We start from the raw sequence: 20,219 nt of genomic DNA, 5'->3' as shown, positions 1-20,219 counted from the left end.
TTAGAGCGCTGTCACTCGCTCGCTAACCGATCAAGCACCTTCGACCAAGCTAGCTTTGCCCGACTAAACCATATTTTCTAACCATCCCTCGTAATTGGTGGTAGCTCAAACCAAGTAGCTCGGCTGCTTGTCGTTGATTAAACTTGGCTTCTTCCAATGCGCGATTGAGTAAGTGGATGTCTTGCTCTTCTTGCCACTGTTTATAGTCTAGAGGGAATTGAACTGCGCTGCTTGGTGCTTCCTCTTCTTGCTGCTGTTCGGCTTGCTCGGCGTTATGACCAAGCGTGTTATTCCAAACTGTTTCAAAAGGATTGAAAATCAGTTCATCAATTGGATCGGCACTGAGACCATGTTGGTAAATAGCACGTTCAATCACGTTTTTTAGTTCACGGACATTACCTGGCCATTCATATTCAAGAAGCGAATGCTGTGCTTTTGAGGTAAAACCGACAAAATATTCCAGTTGAAGTTCACGACACATCTTCATCGCGTAGTGCTCTGCTAAAGAGAGGATGTCTTCTTTTCGTTCACGAAGAGGAGGCAGCATGATGACATCAAACGCTAAACGATCGAGTAAGTCGGCACGGAAATCGCCTTGTTCCGCCAATTTTGGTAAGTCCGCATTGGTTGCACAAACAAGTCGAACATCCGCATTGAGAGCGGTATGACCGCCAACTCGTTCATATTCACCATATTCGATGACACGCAACAGCTTTTCTTGAACTAAAAGTGGTGCGGTGGCCAGTTCGTCAAGAAACAAAGTGCCGCCTTCGGCGCGTTCGAAACGTCCTTTATGCTTGCCCTTAGAACCTGTAAAAGAACCGGATTCATGACCAAATAGCTCTGAATCTATTAGTCCTTCGCTTAAGGTCGCACAGTTGAGTGATAGTAGTGGCTTATCCCAACGTCTTGATAAATAATGCAAACGCTGAGCGATGAGTTCTTTACCCGTTCCTCGTTCACCGATAATGAGGACTGGACGCTCAATAGGCGCAAGTTGTGATACTTTATCTAGTACGGCGAGAAAAGCAGGTGATTCACCAATCAGGTTTTGCTTCATAAAGTCCTTCTTATTTAACAGCCGAGCCATGATTTACATATGGAGTTGGTGAATTTCACCAACAGTTGGTGAAAAACATCATAGCATAATAGTACATAACGACAACAAAATGCATAAACTGCTGATTTTAAATGTAATTTTAAGTTGGCATGCTACTTGTAATGTATTCAGGGAGACGCAAGGTCAATCACCACCTTGTCGAGTTTTAATAGGAAAAAAGAGGAGTTCCGTTATGGGTATTTTTTCTCGATTTGCAGATATCGTTAACTCAAACATCAGTGCATTGCTGGACAAGGCGGAAGATCCTGAAAAAATGATCCGTCTTATCATTCAAGAAATGGAAGACACACTTGTTGAAGTGCGTACTAACTCGGCTAAAGCGATTGCAGACAAAAAAGAGTTGGCTCGTAAAGTTGAAACGTTAGAAGAGCAAATTGGCGAATGGAGCCAAAAAGCGAGCCTAGCGTTGGTAAAACAGCGTGAAGATTTGGCTCGTGCAGCGTTAATTGAAAAGCAAAAGCTTGAGCAAGTGATAAAAGGTCTTCACACTGAGCAGACGTTAGTAGAAGAAACGATCGACAAGCTTACAGGCGAGATCGGTAAGTTAGAAAGCAAAATTGCAGAAACGCGTGCAAAACAGCAAGCACTAGCAATTCGTAACCAAACAGCCTCTAACCGTCGTGATGTGCAAAAACACCTGCACACTAGCCGTACTAATGAAGCGATGGCAAAGTTTGAGCAGTACTCGCGTAAAGTGGATGAAATGGAAGCGGAAGCAGATTTGTACGCACAAACTGGTAATGCAAAATCGCTAGAGCAAGAGTTTGCAGAGCTTCAAGCTCAAGACGAAATCGAAAAAGAGTTGGCAAAACTGAAAGAACAGATGTCATCGAAAGATAAATAACAAAGGAGCCATTTATGTCGGCATTTTTTATAGCAGGACCAGTGATTGTCTTTTTAATCTTTGTCGCTCCACTATGGCTCTTCTTACACTATCGCAGCAAACGCAAAACAGATAGTGCACTGTCGAGCCAAGATTTAGAGCGCCTTCAGGTACTATCTGAAAAAGCGGAAGCGATGCAGTCCCGAGTCGATACATTGGAGCGCATCTTGGATGCTGAGTCACCAACATGGAGACGCAAGTATGACTAATCGAGAGCTGTATCGTGACCCAGTAAATGGCAAAATCTCCGGTGTTTGCGCCGGAATTGCCAACTACTTTGGTGCAGAGGTTTGGTTGATTCGTATTGTAGTGATTTCTGCAGCGCTGTTGGGCGGTACGTTTTTGGTGTTGTTAGCATACGTCGCGATGGCGTTTATGTTAGAAAAGCAACCAGTGACGTATTCTGAAAATATCCGAGCGCAACAAGAGCACACACTTAAAAGTAAGCCTTGGCAGAAAGGACAAAGTCCGGACCAATTGCTCAGTGTGTTGGAACGCGATTTTGACTGTCTTGATGGCAAAATCCGTAACATGGAAGCGTATGTTACGTCTGATACATATAGGGTGAATCGGGAGTTCAGCAAGCTCTAAACACTCCGCATCCAAAGAAGATTTAAACGAAGCAGGCACAAAGCCTGCTTTTTTGTCACAAATTACTAATTTTAAAGCACTATTAATCTTTTCAACTCTGGAAGTTCGCCCAGAATTCATCTACTTTAAAAATAATCCCTTAATTTTTTATGGATGAATGTAATGAGAAGATTGCTCATTCCTGTCGCCATCTCGGTTGTGTTGTCGGGGTGTGGCAAAGAACTTCCCCCTGTTCCAGAACCTGAATCCCGCCCCGCGAAGCTATTTACAGTATCTGTTGGCAATGCCCAATTTGAACGACACTTTCCTGCCACGACGGAAGCTGGTGATAAAGCGGTACTGACGTTTCGAGTTCCTGGACTTCTTCAAACGATTGAGGCGAATGAAGGTCAAGTTGTCAGCAAAGGCGATGTATTGGCTTCACTGAATCCTGATGAATATTCTCTGCTTGAACAGCAAGCTCGGGCAAATTTCGCGCTCGCAGACGTGCAGTACAAGCGATACCAAAAGTTACGTAAAGACCAAGTGGTGTCCGAACAAGACTTTGATGAGGCAAAAGCGAATCACAACTCAGCCAAAGCTCAGTGGAATCAAGCAAAGGCAAATTTAAGGTATACCAAACTTGTCGCGCCATATGATGGTACGATTTCGTATATTCCAGCAGAAAACCATGAGTATGTTGCTGCAAAAGAAGGCGTGATGAATATCCAATCCAACCAACTGCTTAAGGTGATATTCCAAGTCCCTGACTATCTGCTAAACCGTTACACGCAGGGGAGCGATGTCTCTGCCAGAATGGTCTTTGACGCTTTCCCCGAGCAGTCATTTGACTTGACCTTTCAAGAAATCGATACAGAAGCCGATCCTAAAACCGGTAGTTACAAAGTCACTATGGTTATGGAGCGACCATCAGAAATAGGCCTTTTACCGGGCATGTCAGGTAATGCTTACCTCCTATCAAAAAATGCTGGTGCAACAAAAATTCCTAATTCCGCGCTGCTAGAAGAGAACGGCAAAACGTACGTTTGGCGTGTTGATGAGCAAGGCATTGTGTCCAAAGCCGCTATTCAGATGAATGACAAAAACCAAGTGTTAGCTGGGCTTAACGATGGCGATCAAATCATTATCTCTGGTGTTAGTGTAATTGAACCCGGAATTAAGGTAAGAGCGTGGATTAAGGAAAGAGGGTTGTAATATGAAAGGAATCATCTCTCTAGCGGCATTATTTTCAACGTTTCTTCTTGTTGGTTGTGGCGATAAGGCACCAGAAAAAGCTCTTGAGACACCGCGTGTAAGAGTTACCTCACTAGCGGGAAATCGGGTGGATGACAACTTATATTTCCCTGCGGTTGCGAATGCAGCGGATCGCTCTCATTTGAGTTTCCGAGTGGCAGGAGAAGTCAGCCGCATCATGGTAAAAGAGGGCGATAAAGTCACGAAGGGTGATGTTATCGCAACGTTGGACCCTACGGACTATGAGTTGGATGTAGATAATGCGAGTGCGCGTTTTTCTGTTGTTGACAGTCAGTATCGCCGTTCACGTCCTTTGGTTGATAAAGGCCTATTAGCTAAGTCTCAGTTTGATGAAATTGCAGCACAACGACAAATCGCTCTGGCTGAGCTTAAGTTAGCGAAACTCCGTTTATCATTTACTGCCTTAAAGGCGCCTGTGGATGGGATCATTTCTCGAGTTAATATCGAGCAATTCGAAAATGTCCAAGTCGGACAGCATATCGTCAATATTCATAGTTTGGAGCGAGTAGAGGTGCTGATTCAACTTCCAGACAGGCTCTATGTGAACCAACCGCCAACGGAAGAAAGACTTACCGCGATAAAAGCATTGGTGCGCGTGCCTAGTGGTAACGAGTACAACGCGACCGTGAAAGAATTTACGACTGAGCCAGACCCAACAACAGGCACGTTTACCGTCACATTATCGCTTCCTATGCCGGAAGAAGAATACATCCTAGATGGGATGGCCGTTGAGGTGACCTCCAAAGATAAGAACGTTGGCTTGGATCTCAATTTAGGAATTAATGTTCCTATTGAAGCCATTTTCAATGCGGACGGTGACGAGCTGGGGCGGGAAAACAAATTTGTTTGGGTACTGAATGATGACAATACGGTATCGCGCAGACAGGTTCGAGCAGGTAAAGCATCTAAAACATCCATTCAAATCCTTGATGGTCTCATGCTGAAAGACAAAGTTGTGATTGCCGGTGTTTCTCGGTTAAGGGATGGCATGAAAGTGGAAGTGATACAGGAAATGGCTACGCAGGAGGCCGGTCTATGAGAGATCTTAATAAATCAGTGCCTCAAAGTGATGATGATGTGACCGGTATTGCTGCGTACTTCATCCGAAATCGTGTCATCAGTTGGATGGTCGCACTGATCTTTTTGATTGGTGGTATCGCTGCATTCTTTGGGTTGGGGCGTCTTGAAGACCCTGCTTTTACCATCAAAGATGCTATGGTGGTGACCTCTTATCCTGGTGCGACGCCGCAACAAGTCGAAGAAGAAGTGACTTATCCGATCGAAAAAGCGATTCAGCAGCTTACTTATGTTGATGAAGTGAATTCGATTTCTAGCCGAGGATTATCGCAAATCACAGTCACGATGAAGAACAATTATGGCCCTGATGATCTGCCACAAATCTGGGATGAGTTACGCCGTAAAGTGAATGACCTTAAAGGGACGTTGCCTCCGGGTGTGAATGAACCTCAAGTGATCGATGATTTTGGTGATGTTTACGGGATTTTGTTAGCGGTGACTGGCGACGGTTATAGCTATAAAGAGCTACTGGATTACGTTGATTACTTACGCCGAGAGCTCGAACTGGTTGATGGCGTGAGTAAAGTTTCGGTATCCGGGCAACAGCAAGAGCAAGTTTTCATCGAAGTATCGATGAAAAAGCTGAGCAGTATAGGACTTTCCCCCGATACGGTCTTTAATCTTCTCTCGACGCAAAACGTGGTTTCTGACGCAGGGGCGATCAGAATTGGTGACGAGTACATCAGAATTCAGCCGACTGGCGAGTTCCAGAGTGTGGATGAGCTAGGCGATTTGTTGATTACTGAGTCGGGAGCTCAGGGGCTCATCTTCTTGAAAGATGTAGCGGAAATAAAACGTGGTTATGTAGAAGTCCCGAATAATATTATTAATTTTAACGGCAGCCTCGCACTAAACGTGGGTGTTTCTTTTGCTGAAGGCGTCAATGTCGTTGAAGTCGGAAGAGCGTTTGATCATCGCCTTGCAGAGCTAAAGTACCAACAACCTGTTGGTATCGAAATCTCGGAAATTTACAGTCAGCCTAAAGAAGTGGATAAATCGGTTAGCGGTTTTGTTGTCAGCTTGGCTCAAGCCGTTGGTATCGTCATTATCGTACTTCTGTTCTTTATGGGGCTACGTTCAGGTCTGCTTATCGGTTTGATTTTACTGCTGACGGTGTTGGGTACGTTCATTTTCATGAAGTATCTCGCGATAGATTTGCAGCGGATTTCATTAGGTGCCTTGGTTATCGCGTTAGGTATGTTGGTGGATAATGCGATTGTCGTGGTTGAAGGGATTTTGATTGGTACTCAAAAAGGACGAACTCGACTCCAAGCGGCGACTGATATCGTTACCCAAACCAAGTGGCCATTACTTGGGGCAACTGTGATCGCGGTAACTGCATTTGCGCCCATTGGACTGTCTGAAGACTCGACGGGTGAATACTGTGGCACTTTGTTTACGGTTCTGCTGATCTCATTGATGTTGAGTTGGTTTACCGCTATCTCGTTGACACCATTCTTTGCTGACATCTTCTTTAAAGGCCAGAAGATTAAACAAGGTGAAGGGGAAGAAAATGATCCATATAACGGGGTTATTTTCGTTATTTATAAAAAGTTTCTTCAGTTTTGTATGCGTCGAGCTTGGTTTACCGTTGTGGTGCTGATTGCGGGATTAGCGGCAAGTGTTTACGGGTTCACCTTTGTGAAGCAAGCGTTTTTCCCATCTTCGACAACGCCGATTTTTCAGTTAGATGTATGGATGCCGGAAGGAACTGATATTCGCGCCACCGACACAACGCTTAAAGAGCTAGAAAGTTGGTTAGCTAAGCAAGAGCATGTCGACCATATCACGACGACTGCAGGTAAAGGCTTACAGCGCTTTATGCTAACGTACGCGCCAGAGAAAAGTTATGCGGCTTATGGTGAGATAACCACTCGTATGGAAAATTACGAAGCGTTAAAACCATTGATGGCGAAGTTTCGAGAGTATTTAAAAGCCAACTACCCAGAAATCAATTACAAGCTCAAACAGATTGAGTTAGGCCCTGGTGGTGGTGCAAAAATTGAAGCACGCATTATTGGCTCTGATCCAACAATCCTTCGTACGATAGCCGCTCAGGTCAAGGACATCATGTACGCCGATCCTCAGGCAACAAATATCAGGCATGATTGGCGTGAACGAACCCAAGTTCTTGAGCCTCAGTTTAATGAGAGTCAGGCACGTCGCTATGGCATTACCAAATCAGATGTCGATGACTTCTTGTCCATGTCATTCTCTGGAATGACGATAGGCCTTTACCGAGACGGCACGACGCTCATGCCTATCGTGGCTCGTTTACCTGAAGATGAACGCATTGATATTCGTAACATTGAAGGGATGAAAATATGGAGTCCAGCACAGAGTGAGTTTATCCCACTTCAACAAGTCACAATGGGTTACGACATGCGTTGGGAGGATCCTATCATCGTACGTAAGAACCGTAAGCGTATGCTCACTGTGATGGCAGACCCTGATATTCTAGGTGAAGAAACCGCATCGACGTTGCAAAAACGTTTACAGCCCCAAATTGAAGCGATTCAAATGCCTCCTGGCTATTCACTAGAATGGGGTGGTGAATACGAATCTTCAGGTGATGCTCAAGAGTCGCTGTTTACTACCATGCCAATGGGGTACTTGTTCATGTTCTTGATCACTGTATTCCTATTTAACTCTATCAAAGAGCCACTCATTGTTTGGCTTACCGTGCCGCTGGCGTTAATTGGTGTCACCACCGGTTTGTTGGCACTCAACACGCCGTTTGGTTTTATGGCATTGCTCGGCTTCTTAAGCTTATCGGGAATGGTGCTCAAAAATGGCATCGTATTACTGGACCAAATTGAAATAGAAATGAAATCGGGTAAAGAGGCTTATGATGCGGTCGTTGATGCTGCGGTAAGCCGTGTTCGTCCTGTGTGTATGGCTGCAATCACGACGATCCTTGGTATGATCCCACTATTACCAGATATTTTCTTCAAACCAATGGCGGTTACGATTATGTTTGGTTTGGGCTTTGCGACAGTACTGACACTGATTGTCGTGCCAGTGTTGTATCGTTTATTCCATAAAGTGGCAGTACCGAAACAGGCTTAGTGCTACTGATATAACGATGAAAAGTATCGCGCCTCTAGCTCATCAGTTAGAGGCGCTTTTTAAGGAAGAATAATGACAGAACAAAAAACGTGTGCGTGGGCGATGAATCACCCATTAGAGCGCGAATATCATGATTCCGAATGGGGCGTGCCAGTATATGACGACCAAACCCTGTTTGAATTTATTACGTTGGAAGGTGCGCAAGCTGGGCTTAGTTGGATCACCATTCTTAAAAAGCGCGAAGGGTATAGAGAAGCGTTCGAGAATTACGACCTAGATGCGTTGGAACAAAGAAATGAAGAACGCACTGAATACATCGTGGAAAACTTCGATGTTGTGAGACATCGCGGAAAGGTTAACTCGGTTTTCAGTAATGCCAAAGCGGCAAAAGCGTTAATTGCTGAATACGGAAGTTTATCAGACGCGTTGTGGCAGTTCGTGGATGGCGAACCAATCGTCAATCAATGGCAGCATATGAGTGACGTACCAGCTTCGACAGAGCAATCCAAAGCCATGAGTAAGTTCCTAAAAAAGAAAGGCTTCAAGTTTGTCGGTGAAACCATCTGTTATGCTTTCATGCAAGCCGTTGGCATGGTGGATGACCATATCGTTGGATGTCCTAAAAAGCAGAATAAGTAACGTTTGGCTTGTTCAGTTTATATCGTTAATTCTGGCTATCATGGATACGTTCCAAAGCTTCGATTCGACGCCATTGAGCTGCATCGAAGCTTTGTTTTCTTAAAGCAATGATTTCTGACTGTTTTTCATCTTGCCCTAGAAAATCCCTATTCAGAATATCTTGACGCTGTTTTAAGTAAGTGGCGAGTTGAGTCTCAAATGATGCTCTTTGCTCATCAAGCTTTTGCAGCCTTTGCGCTCCAGCGTCTCCCACCAGAGCAACACGGGCGATGTACTTATCTTGTGAATCAAGCTGAGAAGCTCGCTCGAGTTGCTCCGTTAATGCGTTATTGCGTTCACTCTCTCGGATATAATCTGGTTGTTCTGATAACGCTTGATTGAGAAGGTGTGTTTGACTCTCGATATCCGATGCCTGTTTTTTAATCGTCAGCTTTTCCAATGCAAGTTGGCGAAGTCGGTTTTCTTCGTCAAACAATTGAGCTATCTGGACCTCGCTAAAGTATTGAAGTTGTAAATTCAGTATCGCTTCATTCAGCTTGGTTAGCTGTTCAAGCGTTAGTTGGTTATGCTCAAAAGGCTCCAATGCAGAGAGCGCTTGCTTGTAGGAAAGGTAGGTCTGAAAAAGTTTGGCATCAATATTCAGTGTTTGTTTTGCTAAAGTGTCATCATTGACTTCCGCTTTGATCGTATCGAGATCTTCTTCGCCCAGTCGGCTAAGAGAATATTCGAAGAAGTCTTTTGGGGAAGAGACATCGGCGGCTATATCTTGCTGAGATGGCGAATGGTTAGAGGTTATCTCTTGTTGTTTGTCGCTTTGCAACAGAGAAAGCGCTCCCACGCCAAACATCGAGAGCAGGATAAAAGTGGTGAGAGCGACTTTCTTCATTGTGATGACCTCTTATAAACCTTGAAGTTTGAGACGATTTGCATGTTGGCGATAAAGCGTGACTGGATCGGTTTCAAAAAGATGATGAATACCGAGTAGGCCGTTAATTTCATCCAAATGGTTCATTTGATAATCATCACGTATGACTTTGCCTAAATGTGTGCTGCACGCACCAACTAAGCCATCATTCGGCCCATCAAAGGCTAAGCCAAGTACCATCATGGCAGCGTCAGTCGGATCGAAAACGTTTGTAAAAGTGGAAGATCCAGTCCATGAGTAGTAATAAACGCCATTTGAAGCCAGCAAGTCACCATTACCACATTCACTGGTAGGGACTCCCTCTGGGTAGTGTTGGTTAAACGCTAATGATCCTTCCGTGGTTAATGCTGCTAGTGAGGCTAAAGGGTCTTGGTCGAGATCAGAACCGCCTGATAGAAGATCAATAAGAGTGGTTAAGCCTTGCGCCAGTTTTACCGCGAGCTGCTCGCTGCCAGAACCCTCAGATACGGTGCCACGAACTAAATCTGCCACTTTAGACCCTTTATTAACGCCACCGATACTCGTAACTGATGCGACTAGGTCAGGACGGACAGAGGCGACGTAGCGCGTTGTTGGACCACCATGACTGTGACCGATGAGATTGACTTTCTCTGCGCCTGTTGCAGCAAGTAAGGTTTCTACTTGAGCAAGCAGTTGCTCCCCTCTAACTTCGCTGCTGTTGGTCGCGGATACCTGCGCGACATAAACTTTAGCGCCGTCTTTCGTTAAGGAATGTGGTATTCCGAAAAAGTAATCTACGCCTGCGAGGGTATCAAAACCAAATAATCCATGAACCAGAACAATTGGATACTTGGTTTGGGTATAACCCGTTGCGGCGTGTACGGTGGTTATTGGGACGGTAATTAAGGTAAAAAGTATTAGCGCTATGAATTTGAGTTTCAAAACTATCTCCTTGTGGTATGACCTCTTATGAATGATAAAAAGTAGGAGAGAAACTCTAAATTTGGAAAGCCTATTTGTGGCACATTATTTCATTCTGTGACTGCTCAATTGAAAAACAACACAAATGATTAACATTAACGAATAGGTGGTGGGAATGTTAGGTAATTCTAATTAAGTCAGCGAGTTATAAAAACGCCCCGCGAAGCAGGGCGATTCAATTACTATTTTAGAGAGACTTCTTTTTCTAAAATTAACGCGTTATAGCGTGCAAAACCAGCCTCTAGATCGGCGAGCAAGTCATCCACGTCTTCTAAGCCAATATGAATTCGAACTAAAGTGCCCTCAAAGTGTGGGTGCGCTACGGTTCTCAAGCTGTTAAAGCTCTTTGGTTCGTTAGCTAGAATGAGGCTTTCATACCCGCCCCAAGAATAACCCATACTGAAGTGTTTCATACCATCAAGCAGAGCCGTCGTCGCTTTTGGATAAGACGTTTTGAGAACAAATGAAAATAAGCCGTTTCCGCCAGTGAAATCGCGTTTGAAAAACTCATGCCCAGGGCATGATTCCAAAGCTGGATGGCGGACATGATCAACTTCCGGACGAGAAGTCAGCCACTTGGCGACTTTCAAGCTACTTTCTGCGTGTTGTCTTAGGCGAACATCCAGCGTGCGAATACCACGAAGGCCTAGGTATGCGTCGTCAGGAGAAACGCATTGGCCCATCAAGTAGCTTTGTTCACGCAGTTGGGGCCAGTATTTTTCGGAAGCTACCGCTGTACCTAACATTACATCAGAGTGACCAACTATGTATTTGGTGGCGGCTTGAATGGAAATATCGACACCATGTTCAAATGGTGAGAAGTTCACGCCAGCTCCCCATGTGTTATCAAGCATCACAATAATATCGTGCTCGTGAGCAATGCGCGCCAATGTTGGTACGTCCTGCACCTCCATTGTGACTGACCCCGGAGATTCTAGGAAAAGGACTTTGGTATTTGGTTGAATCAAATCACGAATACCTTCTCCAATCATTGGATCATAATAGGTAGTTTCGATGCCCATTTTCTTCATGATGGTATTACAAAAATCACGAGTTGGTTCGTAACAAGTGTCCACCATCAGAATGTGATCGCCAGTTTCGACGAAAGAGAGAATCGCATTTGAAATTGCTGCCGTGCCACAAGGGTAGAGAGCACAACCTGATCCACCTTCAATCTCAACCATTGCATCTTGAAAAGCGAAGTGCGTGTTGGTGCCACGGCGACCATAAAATAATGTTTTATTGGTGCGGTTCATGGTGGCTTGGTTCTTCTCTGCAACCGTGTTGAATACCACGGTTGAAGCGCGTTGAACGGGTGGGTTTACAACACCGTTTGTCCACTTTTTATCGCGGCCAGCGGTAATGAGCTTGGTTTTTTTGCCCTCTGACATAAAAGTTCCCTGTCTTAAATATTACGATTTTGATTATTTAAAACATGGACGACATAACGTTTGCAAGGGAAAAGTCAACTATCACCCAATAATAGCCGAGATTATCGAGTGAAGGCGTCAAAGCTGAAAGGTTGAGTTGTAGGCTTAGAGTGTATCGCTAAGGTGAAAAACGTAAGTAGAACAAACCTCCGGCAAGATGTTTGAAGCGCTGGAGGTTTTTTTAGTCGGTGTATTTGAGGTGTTAGAGGAGTGGATTGAAGAGATAGAATACTCGCTCTAAGAATCGAGAAAATAGACTTCTTTTCTCCCATTCTTCCAATACAACAGTGTGAGATTGCTTAATATAGCTATCTTGTAACCAAGACATTTGCTTCGTGAACTCTTCGTCGTCAACGGCGAGGGTAACTTCGAAGTTCAGCCACAAGCTGCGCATATCCATGTTTACGGTGCCAACTAAACAGAATTGGTCGTCAATTACGACGGATTTCGTATGCAGCAAACCACCGTAAAACTCATAGATTTTGACTCCTGCACACAAAAGCTCACTATAAAAAGCGCGTGACGCCCATTGCACCATCATTGAGTCATTTTTATGTGGAATAATGAGTTCAACATCAATGCCTCGTTGTGCTGTCATCTTTAACGTTTCAAGTAAGTCTGCATTGGGCACGAAATATGGCGTTGTAATTCGTACCGAGCGATTGGCTTGGTTGATTGCCAATGTTAATACTTGATAGATCAGATATTCCGGCATACCAGGGCCAGAAGGCACAACCTGAATAGGGTGTTGGAATTCACTCTCATCGATCTTGCATTCAGGTAGTCTTGGTAAATGACGTTCGCCAGTTTCGACTTCCCAATCCCAACAGTGGATGGCACTCAATACGTTTACCGTTGGTCCTGTAATGCGAACCATGATGTCCACCCAATGCCCGACGCCACTGTTTTGCTTGAAGTAAGCCGGGTCAACCAAGTTCATTGAACCTGTATAAGCAATTTCATCATCAATTACGATGATCTTGCGATGTTGGCGAAGATCAAGACGACGTAAGAAAATACGCCACATCTTCACTTCTAGCGCTTGAATAACTTCAATTCCAGCATCCTGCATCATTCGATACCAAGGACTTCTGAAAAAACGTGGACTACCTGCTGAATCGAGCAATAGTTTGACATCTACGCCGCGTTTAGCCGCTTGGATAAGTGCAGAAGCGACAGAGTCAGCCAAACCACCTGGATGCCAAATGTAGAATACCATTCGAATACTGCTCTGCGCATTTTCGATGTCTTCAATAATGGAATGCAAAATCTCATTAGGTGACTGTTGCAGCGACAATGTATTACCGCTCAATGCGGGAAGACCAAGGCGGTTGTTACAAAGTTCATCAATTCGGTAGATGTGCCTTCCCATTGTTTCTGGGTTGTGCGCGTTACAGTCGTTTAACTGACTGAACCATTTCTCGAATGGTGTAAACATCTCTTTTGCGCGTTCGGCCCGTTTTCTGCCTAAGTTCAGTTCACCGAAGAGGAAATAACACGCGACACCCAGAACGGGAAGGATATAAATGATCATTAGCCAAGCTAAAGACACGCTCACTGCACGGCGCTTTAAAACGACACGAATGGTCACACCTGCGACCAGTAACCAATATAGCCCGATGCCAGCTAAAGTAAGAAAGTGATAAAACTTGTCCATATACGCTCAGAGTAATATGCCCTTCTAGGATATTAAGCATAAAAGTGGGTTGGGGGAATAGATTTCCCATTTAGACGTGGGATTGACCTTATATGAGGAACGAATTTCATAACAGCTGATTCTGTTATTTTAATGTGAAAAATAAGGCCATTCTTTAACTTTTGAACAAAAAAGCAGCATTTAACCTGCGTAACTCGACACTTGTGCGATAAATGTACTTTTTTGGGGTTCCAATTTTAAAGGGGAGCTGCTTTACTTTCTAGACATAGTGCGTCGAACGCTTATTTTATAAGTGTACAATAATTTTTACATAAACTTTTTAGACGCCTATCTCTATGCATACACAACAAACTAATTTTGGAGAAAAAGCGTGGCTACAACTAATACAGCAGCACCACGTGATACGTGGGGGTCTAAACTAGGCTTCGTAATGGCAGCAGCGGGTTCCGCTGTCGGTTTAGGCAATATATGGAAATTCCCTTACACAGCGGGTGAGAGTGGCGGCGGTGCATTCGTTGCTATCTACCTTATCTTTGTTATTTTTATCGGCTTTAGCGTGATGCTGACAGAGTTCGCTATTGGTCGTAAGACAGGTCTTTCTGCCGTAGGTGCATTCAAAACAACTGACCGACGCTGGACGTTCACTGGCGTTATGGGAGTCTTTAGTGGTCTTTTGATCATGGGCTTCTACCCAGTGGTTGGTGGTTGGGCATTGGCCTACATCTTTAAAGTGGGCGGTGGTCTACTCAGCGCGCCAGAAGCAATTGGCGACAGCTTTGGCGGTTTCATCTCAGATCCGATTCAGCCTCTCATGTGGATGGGTGTTTACCTGTTCCTTAACGTCATGATTGTGATGAAAGGGATCTCGGGTGGTATTGAGAAAGCCGGTAAGGTTCTGATGCCGCTTCTGTTCTTAATCCTGATCGTTGTTTCTGTTAAGGGCTTAATGCTGCCAGGTGCAATGGCTGGCCTTGAGTTCTTATTCATGCCGGACTTTTCTAAAGTCGACAGCAACGTGGTTCTTGCTGCACTAGGGCAGGCGTTCTTCTCACTTAGCTTAGGTATGGGTTGTATGATGACGTACGGTTCTTACCTGAAGAAGAAAGAGAACCTAGTTCAAACAACCGGTATGGTTACAGCGATGGATACAGGTGTAGCGATTCTTGCTGGCGTTGCTATGTTCCCAGCTATGTTTGCCTTCGGTATGGAACCTGCGGCAGGCCCAGGTCTTGTATTCGTTGTCGTTCCTCAACTATTTGCTGAAATGGGCGGTGTGATTGGGTTGCTATTCGCGTTGCTATTTTTCATCGGCTTGACGGTGGCTGCATTAACTTCTTCAGTCTCACTATTGGAAGTTGTCGTGTCTTACCTAATCGATGAGAAAGGCATGAAGCGCTCTAACGCTGTTCTGTCTGCAAGTGCAGTTATGGCTGCATTATGTATTTTTGCGTCACTATCGTTAGGTGGAATGGGACCAACGCTGTTCGGTACCGGTGCCTTTGATATCTTCGACTTGCTAACGGACAAAATCTTCTTAGCGGTTGGTGGTATGTTGGTTTGTATCTTTGCAGGATGGCGCCTAAGCCGTGCTGAGCTAGAAAAAGAGATCACTAATGACGGCGAAGTATCCTTCCCGCTATTTGGATTGTGGTACAACCTAGTTAAATACTTGATTCCTGTTGCGATCGCTATTGTTGCCTTCATGGGGATTAAGTCTGGCTTTGATAGTGGTAAAGGTGAAATCATGCTGCTGGGTATCGCGATCATTGGTCTTGCTGGTATTTTCTCTAGAAAGCTCTAGCTCAGGCCTTGGGGCAAGCCTCGATAGCTTTGTCCGATAACTTATGTATACTGCTGGCTCCAAACGTGGAGCCAGTTTTTTTATGTTCGATATTCTACATACCCATCCCGATTTTCTGATCATCAATAAGCATCCCAACGTCTCTGTTCATAAAGACGATGGCGACACAATGCTGCTGCAAGAAGTGGCTAAGCAGAGTGGTGATGAGCAGCTCTATCTTATCCATCGCTTGGATAAAATGACATCGGGTATTCTGCTCCTCGGACGCAACGCCAAAGCGGCCAGTGCGTTATCGCAAGCCTTTGCTGACCGCCAAGTGGAAAAGTTCTATCTGGCGATTGGCTCTAAAAAGCCGAAAAAGAAACAAGGTTTGGTCGTTGGTGATATGGAGCGTTCGCGCCGTTCATCATGGAAGCTGGTCAACAACAAAAATAACCCAGCCGTTACCCAGTTTTTCTCTCTTGCGGCAGAGCCCGGAGAACGCCTATTTTTATGTAAGCCGCACACTGGTAAAACGCATCAAATCCGCGTGGCATTAAAATCGGTTGGCTCAGGTATTGTTGGTGACCCGATTTACAATGCAGGCAATGAGGCTGATCGCGGTTACCTGCATGCATTTTCACTTTGCTTCCAATACCGAGATGAGCAATATCGCTTTGTTTGCGATCCACGAGAATACCAAGTGCTAGGTAGCAAATGGCACAGTGAAATCGTCTCTCAGGGTTTGGATACTTGGCTTTCCCCTTGGGAACTGAACTGGCCTACGATCAAATAACCGTCACAAAGAAAACTAATAAGAGAACTCGATGCAAGCATCACAACTTCCGCTGTTTTTTCAGCATCTAGAAACCGAGCTCACGCAAGCTCCGAACGAAATTCGTCGACTGTTTCATGGTCGTGGCCGTCGTTTTGAGGGCTTAGAGCAAATTACCTGTGACTGGTTACAAGGTCAGTTGATCATCAACTTGTTTAAAGAAGTCGACGACGCGTTTCTCGCTGAGCTGAAAAGCGGCCTCAATGCGTTGGTACAATCACAACTGTGGGCAGACAAGCAAGGTCGCACTATGGTTCTTCAGCACCGTTATGCCGATGGTGCGCCTTCAGAAGTGCTTGTCGGTGAATTAGACGCTCGCCCTGTCGTTGAAGAAAGCGGTTTGAAATACCAATTGGATATTGGCCGCAACCAAAACTTCGGTCTGTTTTTGGACATGCGCTACGGTCGTGATTGGGTACGCGAAAATGCGAAGCATAAAAACGTGCTTAACTTGTTTGCTTACACGTGTGGCTTTTCTGTCGCTGCCATTGCGGGGGGCGCAGATAAAGTGGTTAACGTCGACATGGCGAAAGCATCGCTGTCTAAAGGTCGTGAGAACCACAAGCTAAATGGTCATAACATCAACCAGGTAAGCTTTATGGGGCACGATATCTTTAAATCGTGGGGTAAGATTAAAAAATCTGGTCAGTATGATTTGATTATCATCGATCCGCCTTCATTCCAGAAAGGCAGCTTTGCGCTTACGAAAGACTACAAAAAGATTTTACGTCGGTTGCCGGATTTGTTGGCAGACAGCGGTCAAGTGATGGCATGTGTGAACTCGCCATCTGTGACAAGCGACTTCTTGATTGAAAGCATGAAAGAAGAAGCGCCAGAGTTGACATTCCGTGAGCGTCTGGATAACCCACCAGAGTTTATGGACGTAGACAGCGAAGCAGCATTGAAAGTGTTGCTGTTTAGCCAGAAGCAATGACGACGAAACGAAAGTTGTACCTATCTAAAAGTTGTAACTATCTATAATACCAGCCGTTTGAGTACGGCTGGCATCTCCGCGATACCCCGTCAATCTGAATAGCGAGACGCGAGTGTGATTCAGAGTCTATTATCAGAATGAGTTATTCCTAACACGCTGATATTAGGTTTCTGATCTCGCCTAGGCTCGTCGGAATGACGGGAAACAATAAAAGATCGATACCAGCAGCATTAACCGATCTGCACTTCAAGATCCGCTTCGATGGTTGATGAGCAGGCGAGCACATAGCCTTGTTCAATTTCTTCTGGCGTTAATGTTTCTAGGCTGGTGGAAGAGACGCTGCCTTGACGAACCTTGCATTTGCACGAGCCACAAATGCCGCTACGACAAGCGACGATTAATGGTAAACCTGCGCCTTCAAGCACATCGGCCAGTACCTGACCTTTTTGCGCATCGATAGTTTGAGCAAAGTCAGGAGCAGAAACACGAACAACTTCATCGGAGACCGATGTTTCTGCGCCAGTCGCTGGCGTAAAACTCTCTTGGTAGAAGTTCGTCATGTCAAAACCAAGGTCATTCAAATAGCCGTGAACATCTTGCATGAACTGACTTGGACCACACAGGTAAACGGTGCGTTGCTTGAAATCAGGAACAAGCTCTTTAAGCCAGTCGGCATTCAAACGACCTTGTGGGTGTGACGTTCCTTCGCGGTTTTTCAGCAACAGCTTTAAATGGAAGTTGGGATACACAGCGTCGAATGTTTCTAGCTGATCGTAGTAAATCGTCTCTTCAGGGCTGCGTGCGATATGAAGAAATGCGATGTCCACATCGTTGTCGTTTTCATCTTGCTCACTCAGCCAGTGTTTTGCCATCGAAAATACGGGCGTGACGCCGCAACCTGCACTGATAAGCAAGGCTTTTGTTTCACCATCACGTAAAACGGGTGGGTGGTCAATGCAGTTAAATTCGCCCGCTGGTGGTAATGCTTGAACGGTATCACCGAGCAGCAGCGAGTCAACGATGTAGTTCGATACTTTACCGCCAGATACTCGTTTGATGGTGAGTTGAAGGTGATCGTCTTCATTGATCGAGCTGATTGAATAGGCACGAAACTCCATTTTTCCATCAATTTCGACGCCCAAGTTAATAAACTGGCCAGGCTTAAACTGAAACAGAAGTGACTCGGTTAGCTCGGCTAATTTGATGCTGACGGTGTCGTGTGTTTCGAAGTATTTGTCGATGCAACGGAGTGTGACGGGTTGGTTACCTTGCCATTCAAAAAACATAACAATCTCTTTGGTTGTGGCTATTTTTGGTTCGAAATAGATAGCGCCTCCGCGTAAGGAGGCGCGTAACAAGCAAGTTTATTAAGCTGCTAGGATGGCTTTTAGATCATCCTGAACATTGCCAATACTGCGCATATCGAACTTCTCTTGGATGATGGCGATTAGGTTTGGCGTTAGGAATGCTGGTGCAGTAGGGCCTGTGTAAATGCCTTTCACGCCCAATGCAAATAGCGTTAGCAAGATAACGATCGCTTTTTGCTCGAACCAAGAAAGCACAAGTGTGAGTGGCAGTTCATTGATGTCACAGTCAAACTCTTTCGCCAGTGCAAGTGCAAGCTGGATTGCAGAGTAAGCATCGTTACATTGGCCCACATCCAATAGGCGAGGGATGCCGTTGATATCGCCAAACGTATTCTTGTTGAAGCGGAACTTACCACACGCCAACGTCAGGATTAGCGTATCTTCTGGCGCTTCAGCCGTAAAATCGGTGTAGTAGCTGCGTTCCGCTTTATCGCCGTCACAACCGCCGACTAGGAAGAAGTGCTTGATGTTACCTTGCTTCACTTGGTCGATAACCGCAGGGGCGGCGTTCATCAGTGCATTGCGCCCAAAACCAACCGTGATGTGGTGTTCGATTTCATCGTGTTGGAAACCGTCTTGCGCTAGGGCACATTCAATCACTTGGCTAAAATCATCGCCTTCGATGTGAGCCACACCAGGCCAGCCAACAATACTACGGGTGAATAGACGGTCTGCGTATTGACCCACATTTGGATTCAACAAGCAGTTTGACGTCATTACGATTGCGCCAGGGAAGTTTGCGAATTCTTTCTGCTGGTTTTGCCATGCGCTGCCGTAGTTACCGACGAGATGAGGGTATTTCTTCAGCTCAGGGTAGCCGTGTGCAGGCAGCATTTCGCCGTTGGTGTAAACGTTAATGCCTTTGCCTTCAGTCTGTTGCAGGATTTTTTCTAGGTCATGCAAATCATGGCCAGAAACAAGAATGCATTTGCCTTTTACTGGCTTGACGTTCACCGTGGTTGGTTCTGGATGGCCGAAGGTCGTTGTTTCACCTTGGTCGAGCATTTCCATCACTTTGTAGTTCATTAGGCCAATGCGCATTGAGCAATCAAGTAGTTCGCCGAGATCTTCAGGATCTGTGCCCAACCACGCCATGATTTCATGGTATTCGGCATAGATATCGTTGTTTGTTTGCTCAAGAACACGTGCGTGCTCCATGTACGCTGCGGCACCTTTAAGGCCGTATAGGCAAAGTAGGCGCAGGCCAATAACATCTTCATGTACTTGGTCTTTACCACGGTTAACGGCAACTTGAGGAGCAAAAGCTAAGATTGCTTCTGCACTGTTTGGCAGCTCAAAGTGAGCAACCGCAGGAATGTCAGCAACTTCGGTATCGGCGAGCGTGGCTGCAGACATCACTTGCTCTTTTAGCAATACTTTGTAAGTTGCTGCTTGAGAAGTCAGCTCTAGGACACGTTCAGGGTCGAAGTTTACGTTCGTCAATGTAGAGAAAAATGCTTTTGGTGCCCATTGGTTGATTTCATCGTTAATGATATTGAATTCAAGTGCTTTTGATGCCCAAAAAGAAACCCCTTGCAGTGTGTAAACCAACACGTCTTGTAGGTCTGATACTTCAGAAGTTTTGCCACACATGCCTTGTGCAAAAGAACAACCTTTAACAGCAGGGGTTTGAATTGTCTGTTCACATTGAATACAGAACATATTGGGTTCTCCAGTGATTGTTTTAATAGTCGTGATGTTGACCACTAGAGAGCA

The 20,219-nt window shown here is 45.2% G+C and carries 17 protein-coding genes; 10 read left to right on the top strand and 7 right to left on the bottom strand.

The genetic code is table 11. The annotated features are described in order from the left end of the window. Positions 1 to 49 precede the first annotated feature (49 nt). On the bottom strand, positions 50 to 1,060 hold the full coding sequence (gene pspF / locus NL643_RS00515) for a phage shock protein operon transcriptional activator (RefSeq protein ID WP_005393296.1): 1,011 nt from the start codon (positions 1,058 to 1,060) through the stop codon (positions 50 to 52). Positions 1,061 to 1,292: 232 nt separating this feature from the next. On the opposite strand from pspF, the gene pspA reads away from it, so the two are divergent. From pspA to NL643_RS00480, 7 genes are all read left to right on the top strand, one after another. Next, on the top strand, positions 1,293 to 1,964 hold the full coding sequence (pspA, locus tag NL643_RS00510) for a phage shock protein PspA (protein ID WP_005393294.1): 672 nt from the start codon (positions 1,293 to 1,295) through the stop codon (positions 1,962 to 1,964). A gap of 14 nt (positions 1,965 to 1,978) precedes the next feature. Continuing rightward, positions 1,979 to 2,212: an envelope stress response membrane protein PspB gene (gene pspB / locus NL643_RS00505; protein WP_005393293.1), complete on the top strand. Its 234-nt coding sequence runs from the start codon at positions 1,979 to 1,981 to the stop codon at positions 2,210 to 2,212. Then, positions 2,205 to 2,594: an envelope stress response membrane protein PspC gene (gene pspC, locus NL643_RS00500; protein WP_253643728.1), complete on the top strand. Its 390-nt coding sequence runs from the start codon at positions 2,205 to 2,207 to the stop codon at positions 2,592 to 2,594. The genes pspB and pspC overlap by 8 nt, the downstream gene beginning before the upstream one ends. 162 nt (positions 2,595 to 2,756) lie before the next feature. Then, positions 2,757 to 3,788 carry an efflux RND transporter periplasmic adaptor subunit gene (locus NL643_RS00495; RefSeq protein ID WP_253643727.1) on the top strand — a complete coding sequence of 344 codons (1,032 nt, stop codon included), beginning with the start codon at positions 2,757 to 2,759 and terminating at the stop codon, positions 3,786 to 3,788. A gap of 1 nt (position 3,789) precedes the next feature. Beyond that, on the top strand, positions 3,790 to 4,887 hold the full coding sequence (locus tag NL643_RS00490; protein WP_006742843.1) for an efflux RND transporter periplasmic adaptor subunit: 1,098 nt from the start codon (positions 3,790 to 3,792) through the stop codon (positions 4,885 to 4,887). Further along, on the top strand, positions 4,884 to 7,994 hold the full coding sequence (gene vmeI / locus NL643_RS00485) for an efflux RND transporter permease subunit VmeI (protein ID WP_253643726.1): 3,111 nt from the start codon (positions 4,884 to 4,886) through the stop codon (positions 7,992 to 7,994). Before NL643_RS00490 ends, vmeI begins: the two co-directional genes overlap by 4 nt. A 72-nt stretch (positions 7,995 to 8,066) precedes the next feature. Next, positions 8,067 to 8,633, top strand: coding sequence for a DNA-3-methyladenine glycosylase I (locus NL643_RS00480; protein ID WP_048626232.1), 567 nt, complete (start codon positions 8,067 to 8,069; stop codon positions 8,631 to 8,633). Between the two features lie 25 nt (positions 8,634 to 8,658). On the opposite strand, the gene NL643_RS00475 is transcribed toward NL643_RS00480, so the two are convergent. From NL643_RS00475 to cls, 4 genes are all read right to left on the bottom strand, one after another. Continuing rightward, complete coding sequence (locus NL643_RS00475) at positions 8,659 to 9,519, bottom strand: lipase secretion chaperone (protein ID WP_253643725.1); 861 nt, start codon at positions 9,517 to 9,519, stop codon at positions 8,659 to 8,661. 12 nt (positions 9,520 to 9,531) lie between these two features. Then, a complete protein-coding gene (locus NL643_RS00470) occupies positions 9,532 to 10,461 on the bottom strand; it encodes a triacylglycerol lipase (RefSeq protein WP_253643724.1) in 930 nt (309 codons plus the stop codon). Positions 10,462 to 10,682: 221 nt separating this feature from the next. After that, the gene (locus tag NL643_RS00465) at positions 10,683 to 11,891 is read right to left on the bottom strand and encodes a cystathionine beta-lyase (RefSeq protein ID WP_253643723.1); all 1,209 of its coding nucleotides are present in this window, start codon (positions 11,889 to 11,891) and stop codon (positions 10,683 to 10,685) included. 241 nt (positions 11,892 to 12,132) lie between these two features. Then, a complete protein-coding gene (gene cls / locus NL643_RS00460; RefSeq protein WP_005393277.1) occupies positions 12,133 to 13,587 on the bottom strand; it encodes a cardiolipin synthase in 1,455 nt (484 codons plus the stop codon). 430 nt (positions 13,588 to 14,017) lie between these two features. Here cls and NL643_RS00455 point away from each other — a divergent pair, with 430 nt between their 5' ends. The 3 genes from NL643_RS00455 (at position 14,018) to NL643_RS00445 (ending at position 17,136) form a co-directional block, all read left to right on the top strand. Then, positions 14,018 to 15,388 carry a sodium-dependent transporter gene (locus NL643_RS00455; RefSeq protein WP_043884644.1) on the top strand — a complete coding sequence of 457 codons (1,371 nt, stop codon included), beginning with the start codon at positions 14,018 to 14,020 and terminating at the stop codon, positions 15,386 to 15,388. Between the two features lie 82 nt (positions 15,389 to 15,470). Beyond that, on the top strand, positions 15,471 to 16,163 hold the full coding sequence (locus NL643_RS00450; protein WP_005393273.1) for a TIGR01621 family pseudouridine synthase: 693 nt from the start codon (positions 15,471 to 15,473) through the stop codon (positions 16,161 to 16,163). 31 nt (positions 16,164 to 16,194) lie between these two features. Continuing rightward, positions 16,195 to 17,136: a class I SAM-dependent methyltransferase gene (locus tag NL643_RS00445; RefSeq protein ID WP_005393271.1), complete on the top strand. Its 942-nt coding sequence runs from the start codon at positions 16,195 to 16,197 to the stop codon at positions 17,134 to 17,136. Between the two features lie 230 nt (positions 17,137 to 17,366). Here the strand turns inward: NL643_RS00445 and NL643_RS00440 are convergent, their stop codons facing one another. Both NL643_RS00440 and hcp read right to left on the bottom strand, forming a co-directional pair. Further along, positions 17,367 to 18,422: a hybrid-cluster NAD(P)-dependent oxidoreductase gene (locus NL643_RS00440; RefSeq protein WP_182033827.1), complete on the bottom strand. Its 1,056-nt coding sequence runs from the start codon at positions 18,420 to 18,422 to the stop codon at positions 17,367 to 17,369. A gap of 81 nt (positions 18,423 to 18,503) precedes the next feature. Beyond that, positions 18,504 to 20,165, bottom strand: a complete 1,662-nt coding sequence (gene hcp / locus NL643_RS00435; protein ID WP_253643722.1) for a hydroxylamine reductase — start codon at positions 20,163 to 20,165, stop codon at positions 18,504 to 18,506. Positions 20,166 to 20,219 lie beyond the last annotated feature (54 nt).

Origin of the sequence: Vibrio sp. Y42_MX_L11, assembly GCF_024181785.1 — a bacterium.
Lineage (GTDB): Bacteria > Pseudomonadota > Gammaproteobacteria > Enterobacterales > Vibrionaceae > Vibrio > Vibrio diabolicus.
This window is presented reverse-complemented; position numbering and strand designations above follow the sequence as displayed.